Origin of the sequence: Acidovorax sp. SUPP2539, from assembly GCF_030158975.1 — a bacterium.
In the GTDB taxonomy this organism is placed as follows: Bacteria; Pseudomonadota; Gammaproteobacteria; order Burkholderiales; family Burkholderiaceae_C; genus Paracidovorax.
This window is the reverse complement of the sequence record NZ_BQXJ01000001.1, coordinates 468,334-481,240: the sequence shown is the minus strand read 5'-3', so window position 1 is coordinate 481,240 and position 12,907 is coordinate 468,334. Positions and strand designations below refer to the sequence as shown.

The following is a 12,907-nucleotide window of genomic DNA, read 5'->3' as shown; positions in this document are numbered from 1 at the left end:
CCTGCCGTCCCATGACCCTGTCCCAAAGTCTCTTCGTTATCGGCCTCCTCATCGTGGCCAGCGCGTTCTTCTCCATCGCGGAAATCTCCCTGGCGGCTTCGCGCCGCCTGCGCTTGCGCCAGATGGCCGACGAAGGCGACACCCGCGCCGACCGCGTCATGCGCATGCAGGAGCAGCCCGGCGACTATTTCACCGTGGTGCAGGTGGGCCAGAACGCCGTCGCCATCCTGGGCGGCATCGTGGGTGAAGGCGCGCTCAGCCCCCATTTCACCGAACTGTTCGCCTACTGGCTGAGCAACGCACGCGCGGAGACCGCGGGCTTCCTGGCGTCGTTCACCATCATCACCTCGCTGTTCATCCTGCTGGCCGACCTGTTTCCCAAGCGGCTGGGCATGGCCAATCCCGAACGCCTGGCCCTGCGCGTGTCGGCGCCGATGAAGCTGCTGATGACCGTGCTGCGGCCCGTGGTCTGGCTCTACAGCCGCAGCGCGGACCTGCTGTTCCGCATGCTGGGGCTATCGTCGCTGCGGGACGACCGGGTCACCTCCGACGACATCCTGGCCATGATGGAGGCCGGTGCCCGCGCTGGCGTGCTGGCCGCGCGGGAGCAGCAGGTGATCGAGAACGTGTTCGAGCTGGACACGCGCACTGTCGGCAGCGCCATGTCGCAGCGCGACCGCATCGCGTACTTCCTGCGCGACGATCCCGATACCGTGATCCGAGCGCGCATCGCGGAAGAGCCCTTCTCGACCTATCCCGTGTGCGACGGCGACATCGACCACGTGGTCGGCTACGTGGACGCCAAGGACCTCTTCCAGCGCGTGCTGAACAACCAGCCCATCTCGCTGGCCGACGAGGGCCTGGTGCGCAAGGTGCTCATCGTGCCGGACCGGCTGTCCCTGTCCGAAGTGCTGGAGCAGTTTCGCCAGGTGCACGAAGACTTTGCGGTCATCGTGAACGAATACAGCCTGGTGGTGGGTGTCGTCACCCTGAACGACGTGATGAGCACCGTGATGGGCGACCTCGTCATGGGCCCGGCCGACGAGGAGCAGATCGTGCGCCGCGACGAGAACTCCTGGCTCATCGACGGCGTCACCCCGGTCGAAGACGTGCTGCGCGCACTGAACCTGGACGAACTGCCCCACGCCGAAGAGTACGAAACGCTGGCCGGCTTCCTCATGGTGATGCTGCGCCGCGTGCCCCGGCGCACCGACAGCGTGAACTGGGGCGGCTACAAGTTCGAGGTGCTGGACGTGGACAGCTACCGCATCGACCAGATCATGGTGTCGCGGCTGCAGGATGCGAACGGCGTGCCCATCGCCGCGGCCAGCGCCATCTGAGGGCGGCGGCACCCAGGAGGCCCGACCGGGCGACTATCCACCGGCCGGTGCGAGGCCCTCGGCTGCGGTGGTGATGCGGTCCTGGAACACCCAGTTGCGCTGCGCAGCGAACACCGCGTCGGGGTACTGCGGCCGGCCGCGGCTGCCGTTGTAGCGGCCCAGCGTCATGAACAGATCGCCACGCTCCCGATCGAGGTAGTGGCGCAGGATCACGCAGCCGAAGCGCAGGTTGGTCTGCATATGAAAAAGCTTGCCCGGATCGCCGTCGCCGATCACCCGCGTCCAGAAAGGCATCACCTGCATGTAGCCCCGCGCGCCCACGCTGGACACGGCGAACTTGCGGAATGCGCTTTCGACCTGCACCAGGCCAAGCACCAGTGATACATCGAGCCCTGCCCGCTTGGACTCGTACCAGACGGTCTGCAGGAAATCCCGGCGCACCTCCCAATCCGGCTTGCGGCGGCGCAGCCGGTCGCTCATGGTGCCCAGCCAGCGCAGGTAGTGCAGCCGCGCTTCCGTCGTGCCGAACTGGGGCTCGGGCGGCGCCTGATTGAGCACTGCGGAACTCAAGGCAGTGCGCACGGAGTCGATCAGGGGTTCTTCCAGTTGCCCCCCGGCATGGGCGGCCTGGGGGGCCGCCAGCCAGGCCGCCGGCCCGGCGGACAAGGACACCAGACAGGCCCGGCGCGAAACCGCCCCGGCCTCGCCTTTCATCGCGCTCATGGTGTCAGCCGGCCCTTGATGTGCGCCAGGATGTCGGCCGTGGCGACCTTGGTCGCGGTGGTATCGCGGCGGTGCTGGTATTCGAGCTGGCCTTCCTTGAGCCCACGGTCGGAGATCACCACGCGGTGCGGCACGCCGATCAGCTCCCAGTCGGCGAACATCGCGCCCGGGCGCTCGCCGCGGTCGTCCAGCAGCACGTCCACGCCGGCCGCCAGCAGATCACCGTAGAACTGTTCGGCCGCGGCCTTGACCTCCGCGCTGCGGTCCATGCCGATCGGGCACACCACCACCGTGAAGGGGGCGATGGCATCGGGCCAGATGATGCCGCGGTCGTCGTGGTTCTGTTCGATGGCGGCGGCCGGCAGGCGGGTGATGCCGATGCCGTAGCAGCCCATCTCAAAGAATGCGGGCTTGCCATCCTCACCCAGGAAGGTGGCGTTCATGGCTTTGCTGTACTTGGTCCCGAGGTAGAACACATGGCCGACTTCGATACCGCGCTCGATGGCGAGTTCACCCTGGCCGTCCGGCGAGCGGTCGCCCGCCACGACGTTGCGCAGGTCGGCCACCACCTCGGGCTCCGGCAGATCGCGCCCCCAGTTCACGCCCGTCATGTGGAAGTCGATCGCGTTGGCGCCGCAGATCCAGTCGGCCATCACGGCCACTTCGCGGTCCACCACCAGCTTCACCGGCTTTTGCAGTTGCAGCGGGCCCAGGTAGCCCGGCTTGCAGCCGAAGTGGTCTTCGATCTCGCCCACGGTGGCAAAACGGAAACCCGCCAGGCCCGGCACCTTGGACACCTTGATCTCGTTCATGTCGTGGTCACCGCGCAGCAGCAGCAGCCAGACCTGCGTCTTGACGATCTCGCCGGCCTCGTTGGTCTCGTCGGTGGCGAGCACCAGAGACTTCACGGTGGTCTGCAACGCCACGCCCAGCAGTTGCGCCACATCCGCGCAGGTGCTCTTGCCCGGCGTGGGCGTCTTGGCCAGGGCCTGGGCTGCCGCTGGCCGCAGGCCTGCGGGGGCCAGCGCCTCGGCCTTTTCCATGTTTGCGGCGTAATCGCTCTGGGGGCAGTAGACGATCGCGTCCTCGCCCGTGGCAGCAATCACCTGGAATTCCTCGCTCAGGTCGCCGCCGATCGCGCCGCTGTCCGCGGCCACGGCCCGGTAGGTCAGGCCGAAGCGATCGAAAATGCGGCGGTAGGCCTGGGCCATCACCTGATAGCTGGCCTTGGCGGCCTCCTGGTCGCGGTCGAAGGAGTAGGCGTCCTTCATGATGAACTCGCGGCCCCGCATCAGCCCGAAACGCGGGCGGCGCTCGTCGCGGAACTTGGTCTGGATCTGGTACAGGTTCTTGGGCAGTTGCTTGTAGCTGCGAAGTTCCTGGCGGGCGATGTCAGTGACCACTTCTTCGCTCGTGGGCTGGATCACGAAATCGCGCCCGTGCCGGTCCTGGATGCGCAGCAGTTCCGGGCCCATCTTGTCGAAGCGGCCGGTCTCTTGCCAGAACTCTGCCGGCTGCACCACGGGCATGGCGACCTCGACGGCGCCGGCCCGGTTCATTTCTTCCCGCACGATGGCCTCCACCTTGCGGATGACGCGCAGTCCCATGGGCATGTAGTTGTAGATGCCCGCCCCCAGCTTCTTGATGAGGCCCGCCCGCGTCATGAGCTTGTGGCTGACCACTTCCGCATCGGCCGGGGCTTCCTTGAGGGTGGAGACGAAGAATTGGGACGCTTTCATTGGGGGGATTTCATGCAATTGCGCCCGGTCTGCTTGCTGCGCACAAGGCGCCGTGCATAATGGTCACAGTTTAAAAAATTGGGGTTAGATTATGCTTGACCGGGACGGCTTTCGGCCGAACGTCGGCATCATCCTGCTCAACCAGAAAAACCAGGTGTTCTGGGGCAAGCGGATCCGCACCCACAGCTGGCAGTTCCCGCAGGGCGGCATCGACAGGGGGGAAACTCCCGAACAGGCAATGTACCGCGAACTGCACGAAGAAGTGGGATTGCAGCCGGGCCATGTGCGCGTGGTTGCCCGCACCAGGGACTGGTTGCGCTATGAGGTGCCTGACCGGTACATCCGCCGCGATGCGCGCGGACACTACAAGGGCCAGAAGCAAATCTGGTATTTGCTGCAGCTGCTGGGCCATGACTGGGACCTGAATCTGCGCGCCACCAACCACCCCGAGTTCGACGCCTGGCGTTGGAACGATTACTGGGTGCCGCTCGATGTGGTGGTGGAGTTCAAGCGCGGCGTGTATGAAATGGCGCTCACCGAGTTGGCGCGCTTTCTGCCGCGCCACGAGCAACGCAATCGCTATCTGCGCAGCGGCATGCGCTCCCGTGAAGGCGAAGGCTTGCCCAGCGGCATGCCCATGCACCGGGCAGGCTCCCTGCTGGTCAGTCCTGGCATGGAAATGCCCCCGGGTGCCAGCTTCGATCCCGACCCTCAAAAGAGCAAATCCACCTCGCCTCCTTCGGAACAGGGAGCTGGCATTCCACTGTCGCCTTCGCAGTTCCTGCCCAAATTGGTTTGACGCGCCGCTGCCTTCTCCGAAAGGAAAAGGCAGCCCGCAAGCCCATGCCTGTGCGTCAGGCGTTTGCCAGCACCATGTTGTCGCGGTGCACCATCTCCGGCTCGGCGACATACCCCAACAACCGTTCGAATTCCGCCGAGGGCTTGCGGCACAGCAGACGGGCCTCCGCACTGGCGTAGTTGGCAAGCCCCCGCGCCACTTCCGCCCCGGTCTCGTCACGCACGGCGATGACGTCACCGCGAGAAAAATCCCCCTCCACGGCGGTCATGCCGATCGGCAGAAGGCTTTTTCCCTCGGTTCGCAGCTTGACCGCCGCTCCCATGTCCACGGTCACAGCGCCACGGAGTTGCAGATGGTCCGCCATCCATTGCTTGCGCGCCTGCTTTTTCTGCGTTTGCGCGACCAGCAGCGTTCCGATGGCTTCGCCCTGGGTCAGGCGAACGAGCACATCGGTCTCGCGGCCCCACGCGATCACGGTGGAGGCGCCTGAACCCGCGGCCCGCTTGGCGGCAATGATCTTCGTGATCATGCCGCCCCGGCCGATGCTGGAGCCCACGCCCCCCGCCATCGCCTCCAGGGCGAGATCGCCCGCCTGGGCTTCGTGCACGAACTGTGCGTCCGGATTGCGCCGTGGATCTGCCGTGTAAAGCCCTTTTTGATCCGTCAGGATGATCAAGGCATCGGCCTCCACCAGATTGGCCACCAGCGCACCGAGCGTATCGTTGTCGCCGAATTTAATCTCATCCGTGACCACGGTATCGTTCTCGTTGATCACAGGCACCACGCCCAGGCGCAGCAGGGTGAGCAACGTGGACCGGGCATTCAAATACCGCTCCCGATCCGCCAGATCGGCATGCGTGAGGAGCACTTGCGCACTGCCCAGCCCTTGTTCCCTCAACTTGGTCTCGTACATCTGCGCCAGCCCCATCTGGCCGACCGCCGCAGCCGCCTGGAGTTCGTGGATCTCATGCGGACGCGTCGCCCAACCCAGGCGCTTCATGCCCTCCGCAATCGCGCCGCTGGACACCATGACCACCTCGCGCCGCCCACCCGATTCACCGCGCGCCAGCGCCGCCAGCTGGCGACTCCATTCGCCGATGGCAGCCTCATCCAGGCCACGGCCCTCGTTGGTCACGAGACTCGACCCTACTTTGACGACAATGCGGCGCGCGTCGCGCAATATGCTGGAAACCATATGGACAGTATTGGCGTCAGCGCTGGATGGACAAGCGATGAACGCTATTGAATAAGTAGCAGGAGTAGCGAAGCAAACGGATCACTCGGGCCGATCGCCCACGAAACGTGGATCCACCTCTTCCGGCGTCTGTTCGGCCTTCTGCTGAACCTGCACATGCCGGTAAATGGCATGGATCAACGGCTCACAGCCCTCGCGCGTCAAAGCCGAAATCTCGAAAACAGGCCCCTTCCACTTGAACCGCTTCACGAAATCCCGGACGCGCGCTTCACGCTCTTCCTTGGGAACCATGTCCAGCTTGTTGAGCACCAGCCAGCGCGGCTTGTCATAGAGGCCTGCGTCGTATTTCTTGAGCTCGCCCACAATGGCCTTGGCTTGCGCAACAGGATCGACAGCGTCGTCGAAAGGCGCCAGATCGATCACGTGCAACAGCAAACGCGTGCGCTGCAGGTGGCGCAAGAACTGGTGCCCGAGCCCCGCCCCTTCAGAAGCGCCTTCGATCAACCCAGGAATGTCGGCGACGACGAAGCTCTGCTCCGGCCCCACCCGAACCACGCCCAGATTGGGGTGCAACGTCGTGAAGGGGTAGTCGGCGATCTTGGGCCGCGCATTGGAAATGGCAGCGATCAAGGTGGATTTGCCGGCGTTGGGCATGCCCAGCAGGCCGACATCGGCAAGCACCTTCAACTCCAGCTTGAGATTTTTTTTCTCGCCAGGCCATCCTGGTGTTTTCTGGCGCGGCGCACGGTTGATGGCGCTTTTGAACCGCATGTTGCCAAAACCGCCATCGCCGCCCTTGGCGATGGTAATCACCTCGCCCGGCACCAACAGTTCATACAGCACTTCGCCCGTCTCGGCATCGGTGATGATGGTGCCCACTGGCATTTTCAACGTGATGTCATCGCCAGCGGCGCCGAACATGTCGGAGCCCATGCCGTGCTCGCCGCGCTTGGCCTCGTGGCGGCGGGAATAGCGGAAATCCACCAGCGTATTCAGATTCGGATCGGCCACGGCAAAGACATGCCCGCCCCGGCCGCCGTCGCCCCCATTGGGACCGCCGAACTCCTTGTACTTTTCGTGCCGGAACGACACACAACCATTGCCGCCGTCGCCGGCAGCAATGTCGATAAAGGCTTCGTCGACGAACTTCATGGGGATCCAGTTTACAAAACAGGGTTCGGAAAGCGACGCGATGCCGATTCATCCGGCAGCCAACACTTCCAAAACGACAAAGCCCCGACAGGTCGGGGCTTCGAAAGCATCAAGTGGCAGGCGTCAGGCCGGCGTCACATTGACGGTGTGCTTGGACAGTGCGCCCTTGGTGCCGAAGGACACGTGGCCATCGACCAGTGCAAACAGCGTGTGGTCCTTGCCCACACCGACGTTAGTGCCGGGGTGGAAACGCGTACCGCGCTGGCGAACGATGATCGAGCCCGCGCTGATCAATTCGCCGCCGAAAGCCTTCACACCGAGCATCTTGGGCTTGGAATCGCGCCCGTTTCGCGTAGAGCCGCCGCCTTTTTTCTGTGCCATGACATCAGCTCCTTTTAACCGGCGATCGCACCGATTTGCAGTTCGGTGAACTGCTGGCGATGGCCTTGGCGTTTCTGATAGTGCTTGCGACGGCGCATCTTGAAGATGTGCACTTTGTCGTGCTTGCCGTGCGCCACGACGGTTGCCGTGACGGTTGCGCCGGACACCAGGGGGGTGCCAACCTTGATTTCAGCGCCGTTTCCGACGGCCAGAACCTGGTCGATCACAATTTCCTGGCCTACGTCCGCAGCAATCTGTTCTACTTTAATTTTTTCGCCGGAAGCAACGCGATACTGCTTGCCGCCGGTTTTTATGACCGCGTACATGTGAACCTCTTTGAATGGAGTTCTGCGGACGAATTTCCGCAGAGCCGACGACTATAGCACGAGGCAACCTTTTTAGCCAGCCGGCCGCGTCCGACCAGGCCGCAACCGGAAAAGTCGTCTTTTGTGGTGGGCAAGCCAGGAGCACCCGAGTCGGTACAAAGCGATTCCTATAATCCATTTTTCGTCGCTGCACACGCTCATCTTGTCCACCACCACCTCCAGCACTTCAGCAACCCTCGCCTTGATCGCCGACGACATGCACGAGGTGGACAAAGTCATTGCCGCCCGGCTGAATTCGTCAGTCTCTCTTGTGGGAGACATTGCCCGCTACATCATTTCCGCAGGTGGCAAGCGCCTGCGTCCAGCCTTGCTTTTGCTGATGTGCGGAGCGCTCGGTTACAAGGGACTTCAGCGCTTCAATCTTGCAGCGGTGGTGGAGTTCATCCATACCGCGACCTTGCTGCACGATGATGTGGTGGATGAGTCCACGCTGCGGCGAGGGCGCCCAACAGCCAACGAGAACTTCGGCAATCCGGCAAGCGTGCTGGTCGGCGATTTCCTGCACTCGCGTGCCTTCCAGATGATGGTCGATGCGGATGACATGCGCGTGATGCAGATTCTTTCAGAGGCCACCAATGTCATCGCCGAAGGGGAAGTGCAGCAGCTCATGAACACCCATGACGCATCGCTGGATGAGCAGGGCTATCTGGAGGTCATCCGGTCGAAGACGGCCAAACTCTTCGAAGCAAGCGCCCGGCTGGCAGCGATTCTGGCTCGCAGTTCACCGGATCTTGAGAAAGCCTGCGCAGATTACGGTCAGGCGCTCGGCACCGCATTCCAGGTCATTGACGATGTGCTCGACTACGACGGCGACTCTTCAGAGATGGGGAAAAATCTGGGAGATGATCTTCGGGAGGGCAAAGTGACCCTGCCCCTGATCATTGCCATACAGCGCGGCACCCAGGACCAGCGGCGCCTGATAGAAAACGCCATACAGACGGGCGCGGTGGAAGAACTCCCAGCCATCGTGCAAATTGTGAAGAGTACCGGGGCCCTGGAAGCAACTCGACTTGCCGCTGCGGCCCAAGCACAGCAGGCAGTCGATGCCGCAAGGCAATTGCCCTCCAATCGCTACACGGAAGGTTTGCTAGAATTGGCCTCGCAATTGCTGGAGCGGCGCCTGTAATTGCCTTGAAAACAACACATCGGGGTGTAGCTTAGCCTGGCAGAGCGCTACGTTCGGGACGTAGAGGCCGGAGGTTCGAATCCTCTCACCCCGACCACGTTGTTACACCTTCGTGGTTTCGCCGCACTCTATCCCGTTGATCCCATGGCCCGAACATCCGCACGATGTTAGGATGGTTTCCTTTCCATCCACATTGATTCTGCTGGTTACATGGCCGTTGATACCGCACCCAAAGAAGGCGCCGCAATTGCCCTGCCAGGTTTAGGCCGGGCATTGATGTCAGCCGGCAAGCTGAGTCAAAAATCAGCCGAAGATATCTTTCGCAAGTCACAAGTCGGCAAAACAAGCTTCATTGCCGAGTTGACCGGGTCGGGGGCTGTTTCCTCTGCCGATCTGGCGCACACGGTTTCTGCCGTATTCGGTGCGCCCTTGCTGGATCTGGAAGCCATCGATCCCCTTCGGATTCCCAAAGATCTCCTGGATCCGAAGATCTGCATCGCCTATCGTGTTGTGGCCCTGAGCAAGCGCAACAACCGGCTGATCGTGGCCACCGCAGACCCCACCGACCAAGAGGCAGCGGAAAAGATCAAATTCACGACCCAGATGGGGGTGGACTGGATCATTGCGGAATACGACAAGCTCATCAAGCTGATCGAGGCCAATACCAAGTCGGTCAGCGAGTCGATGGAAAGCCTGTCGGGCGGGGGAGATTTCGAATTCGACGATGTCAAGGTCGAAGAAGCCCCCGAAAACTCGGACAGCGCCAACGACGTTGAAGATGCGCCAATCGTCAAGTTCCTTCACAAGATGCTTTTGGACGCGTTCAATATGCGTGCGTCCGATTTGCATTTCGAACCTTACGAGCACCAGTACCGGGTGCGTTTTCGCATCGATGGCGAATTGCGAGAAATCGCTTCGCCCCCCATTGCCATCAAGGACAAACTGGCGTCCCGAATCAAAGTCATTTCCAGATTGGACATTTCGGAAAAGCGTGTCCCACAAGATGGCCGCATGAAGCTCAAAGTCGGCCCGGACCGGGTCATCGACTTTCGGGTGAGCACGCTGCCTACGCTCTTTGGCGAAAAGATCGTGATCCGGATTTTGGATCCCAGCAGCGCCAAGCTGGGAATCGATGCGCTGGGTTACGAGCCGGAAGAAAAAGAACGGCTGATGCATGCCATCGGCCGGCCTTACGGCATGATTTTGGTGACCGGGCCAACGGGTTCAGGGAAAACCGTTTCCTTGTACACCTGCCTGAACTTGTTGAATAAAGCAGGCGTTAATATCGCGACCGCGGAGGACCCCTCGGAAATCAATTTGCCTGGTGTCAATCAGGTGAACGTCAATGAGAAAGCGGGGCTGACCTTTGCCACCGCCCTCAAGTCGTTTCTGCGTCAAGATCCTGACATCATCATGGTCGGCGAAATTCGCGATCTTGAAACGGCGGATATTTCCATCAAGGCAGCACAGACGGGCCACTTGGTGCTGTCCACACTCCACACCAACGATGCTCCGACCACGCTCACCCGGATGCGCAATATGGGAATTGCGCCATTCAATATTGCGTCCAGCGTCATTCTGATAACGGCCCAGCGCCTGGCTCGCCGTTTGTGCCCGGTCTGCAAAGCGCCCGCCGATATTCCACATGAAACCCTGCTCGAGGCAGGCTATAAAGAGGATGAAATCGATGGCACCTGGGTGACCTATCGTCCCGTCGGTTGTTCCGCTTGCAACAATGGCTACAAGGGGCGGCTGGGCATCTACCAAGTCATGCCGATTTCCGAAGAAATTCAACGCATTATTTTGCGCGATGGAAGCGCCTTGGAAATCGCCAAGCAGGCCAAGGCGGAGGGGGTCCGCTCCTTGCGCGAAGCAGGCCTTTATAAAGCCAAGATGGGGCTGACCTCTCTCGAAGAGGTGCTGGCCGTCACCAACGAATAGCGCCAATCGCGAGGATCATTATGGCAACCGCCGCATCGAGGGATATCAAGGACTTCGTCTTTGAATGGGAGGGCAAGGATCGCAGTGGAAAGATTGTCCGCGGGGAAGTGCGCGCCGTAGGTGAAAACCAGGTCCAGGCGACCTTGCGCAGACAGGGTGTGCTGCCTACCAAGATCAAGAAGCGGCGCATGCGTTCGGGCAAGAAGATCAAGCCCAAGGACATCGCATTGTTCACGCGCCAGATGGCCACCATGATGAAGGCTGGCGTGCCGCTGTTGCAATCCTTCGATATCGTGGGCCGGGGCAATACCAATGCCAGCGTCACCAAATTGCTCAACGACATTCGCAGTGACGTGGAAACCGGGACGTCGCTGAATGCAGCCTTCCGCAAGTACCCGATGTACTTCGACAGCCTTTATTGCAACCTCGTCGAAGCCGGCGAGGCCGCGGGTATCTTGGAGGCGCTGCTGGACCGGCTTGCCATGTACATGGAAAAGACCGAGGCCATCAAATCGAAGATCAAATCGGCATTGATGTACCCCATTTCGGTGGTGATCGTTGCATTCGTCGTGGTCACGGTGATCATGATCTTTGTGATCCCAGCATTCAAGGAAGTATTTACCTCCTTCGGCGCTGAACTGCCGGCACCTACGCTCCTCGTGATGGCCATGAGCGAGGTATTCGTCAAATGGTGGTGGCTGATTTTTGGCGTATTGGGCGGCGGATTTTATTTCTTCATGCAGGCGTGGCGCCGCAGCGAAAAAGTACAGATGTTCATGGACCGTCTGTTGCTGCGGCTTCCGGTGTTCGGGTCCCTGATCGATAAATCATGCGTTGCTCGCTGGACCCGAACGCTGTCCACCATGTTCGCCGCAGGGGTTCCCCTGGTTGAAGCCTTGGATTCGGTGGGCGGCGCTTCCGGCAATTCCGTGTATGCCCTTGCGACGGAAAGAATTCAGCAGGAAGTCTCCACAGGGACGAGCTTGACGGCTGCCATGGGCAATGCCAACGTGTTCCCTTCCATGGTGATCCAGATGTGCGCCATTGGCGAAGAATCCGGCTCCATCGACCACATGCTGGGTAAAGCCGCAGACTTCTATGAGGCCGAAGTGGATGAAATGGTCGCGGGGCTGTCCAGCCTGATGGAGCCCATCATCATCGTGTTCCTGGGCACCATCATTGGGGGCATCGTGGTTTCGATGTATCTGCCGATCTTCAAACTGGGCCAAGTCGTCTGATGGAACTGGGACCTTGGGGAGACGCTTCGGTACTCGGCATTTTGGGTCTGCTCATCGGTAGCTTCCTGAATGTCGTGATCCATCGCTTGCCGAAGATGATGGAGCAGCAGTGGGCTGCAGAATGCGCTGACTTTGCCGCCATGGCGAACAAGGATGCGGCCTCCACGGAGGCGCCCGCGGCGCCGGTGGAATCCTTCAACCTCTGGACACCGGCGTCGCGGTGCCCTGCCTGCGGGCATGCGGTGCAGTGGTATGAAAACATCCCGGTCCTGAGCTATCTGTGGCTTCGCGGACGGTGCTCCGCCTGCAAAGTGCGGATCAGTCCCCGATATCCCCTGGTCGAACTGGCCACGGGCGGCCTTTTCTTCTTTTGCGGCTGGCATTGGGGCACGACGCTCACCGCAGTGGCCTGGTGTGGATTCGCCGCTGCGCTGATCGCTCTGGCGTTCATCGACTGGGACACCACGCTGCTGCCCGATGACATCACGCTGCCCTTGCTCTGGGCGGGTCTCATCGCCTCCGCGATGCAGTGGACCACCGTTCCGCTGTTCAGCGCGGTCATGGGGGCCGTGGGAGGCTACCTGTCCCTGTGGACGGTGTATTGGGCCTTCAAGCTCGCGACAGGCAAGGAAGGCATGGGCCATGGCGACTTCAAGCTCTTTGCAGCGCTCGGGGCCTGGTTCGGCTGGCCGGCGCTGGTGCCCATCATTCTCATTGCGTCCGTCATCGGAGCGTTCATTGGCATCGGCATGAAATTCGCCAGCCAGTTGCGCGAAGGCGGATACGTCCCTTTCGGTCCGTTCCTGGTCGGCTCGGGGCTCGCAGCCATGGTGTTCGGGCCGGAAACGATCCTGCAGGGGCTATTGCGCAGCCTGGGGCTTTGAGCC

General features: G+C 61.5%; 12 protein-coding genes and 1 tRNA gene. 7 read left to right on the top strand and 6 right to left on the bottom strand.

What is annotated here, in order from left to right:
- Nucleotides 1-11 precede the first annotated feature (11 nt).
- Nucleotides 12-1,340 (top strand): polyamine export protein PaeA, encoded by a 1,329-nt coding sequence (gene paeA / locus AVTE2539_RS02260; protein WP_272565502.1) that lies wholly within the window; start codon nt 12-14, stop codon nt 1,338-1,340.
- Nucleotides 1,341-1,373: 33 nt separating this feature from the next.
- Here paeA and AVTE2539_RS02255 read toward each other — a convergent pair whose 3' ends face one another.
- Both AVTE2539_RS02255 and AVTE2539_RS02250 read right to left on the bottom strand, forming a co-directional pair.
- The gene (locus tag AVTE2539_RS02255; RefSeq protein ID WP_284408212.1) at nt 1,374-2,063 is read right to left on the bottom strand and encodes a lytic transglycosylase domain-containing protein; all 690 of its coding nucleotides are present in this window, start codon (nt 2,061-2,063) and stop codon (nt 1,374-1,376) included.
- Nucleotides 2,060-3,802, bottom strand: coding sequence for a proline--tRNA ligase (locus AVTE2539_RS02250; RefSeq protein ID WP_284408211.1), 1,743 nt, complete (start codon nt 3,800-3,802; stop codon nt 2,060-2,062). Before AVTE2539_RS02250 ends, AVTE2539_RS02255 begins: the two co-directional genes overlap by 4 nt.
- Nucleotides 3,803-3,893: 91 nt before the next feature.
- On the opposite strand from AVTE2539_RS02250, the gene AVTE2539_RS02245 reads away from it, so the two are divergent.
- Complete coding sequence (locus tag AVTE2539_RS02245) at nt 3,894-4,601, top strand: RNA pyrophosphohydrolase (protein WP_284408210.1); 708 nt, start codon at nt 3,894-3,896, stop codon at nt 4,599-4,601.
- 55 nt (nt 4,602-4,656) lie between these two features.
- Here the strand turns inward: AVTE2539_RS02245 and proB are convergent, their stop codons facing one another.
- The 4 genes from proB to rplU form a co-directional block, all read right to left on the bottom strand.
- Entirely contained in the window at nt 4,657-5,796 is a 1,140-nt protein-coding gene (gene proB, locus AVTE2539_RS02240) for a glutamate 5-kinase (RefSeq protein WP_272565509.1), read from the bottom strand.
- Between the two features lie 81 nt (nt 5,797-5,877).
- Nucleotides 5,878-6,948: an Obg family GTPase CgtA gene (gene cgtA / locus AVTE2539_RS02235; protein ID WP_272565511.1), complete on the bottom strand. Its 1,071-nt coding sequence runs from the start codon at nt 6,946-6,948 to the stop codon at nt 5,878-5,880.
- A gap of 123 nt (nt 6,949-7,071) precedes the next feature.
- A complete protein-coding gene (gene rpmA, locus AVTE2539_RS02230; protein WP_272548923.1) occupies nt 7,072-7,329 on the bottom strand; it encodes a 50S ribosomal protein L27 in 258 nt (85 codons plus the stop codon).
- 14 nt (nt 7,330-7,343) lie between these two features.
- A complete protein-coding gene (gene rplU, locus AVTE2539_RS02225) occupies nt 7,344-7,655 on the bottom strand; it encodes a 50S ribosomal protein L21 (protein ID WP_092741307.1) in 312 nt (103 codons plus the stop codon).
- 256 nt (nt 7,656-7,911) lie between these two features.
- Between rplU and AVTE2539_RS02220 the strand changes: the two genes are divergently transcribed.
- The 5 genes from AVTE2539_RS02220 to AVTE2539_RS02200 all read left to right on the top strand — a co-directional run bounded on the left by AVTE2539_RS02220 (nt 7,912) and on the right by AVTE2539_RS02200 (nt 12,904).
- On the top strand, nt 7,912-8,841 hold the full coding sequence (locus tag AVTE2539_RS02220) for a polyprenyl synthetase family protein (protein WP_284409387.1): 930 nt from the start codon (nt 7,912-7,914) through the stop codon (nt 8,839-8,841).
- 20 nt (nt 8,842-8,861) lie between these two features.
- Nucleotides 8,862-8,938, top strand: a tRNA-Pro gene (locus AVTE2539_RS02215).
- Nucleotides 8,939-9,051: 113 nt separating this feature from the next.
- Entirely contained in the window at nt 9,052-10,782 is a 1,731-nt protein-coding gene (gene pilB / locus AVTE2539_RS02210; protein ID WP_284408209.1) for a type IV-A pilus assembly ATPase PilB, read from the top strand.
- Between the two features lie 20 nt (nt 10,783-10,802).
- Nucleotides 10,803-12,020, top strand: a complete 1,218-nt coding sequence (locus AVTE2539_RS02205; protein WP_272565514.1) for a type II secretion system F family protein — start codon at nt 10,803-10,805, stop codon at nt 12,018-12,020.
- Nucleotides 12,020-12,904, top strand: a complete 885-nt coding sequence (locus AVTE2539_RS02200) for a prepilin peptidase (protein ID WP_284408208.1) — start codon at nt 12,020-12,022, stop codon at nt 12,902-12,904. The genes AVTE2539_RS02205 and AVTE2539_RS02200 overlap by 1 nt, the downstream gene beginning before the upstream one ends.
- Nucleotides 12,905-12,907: the final 3 nt, after the last annotated feature.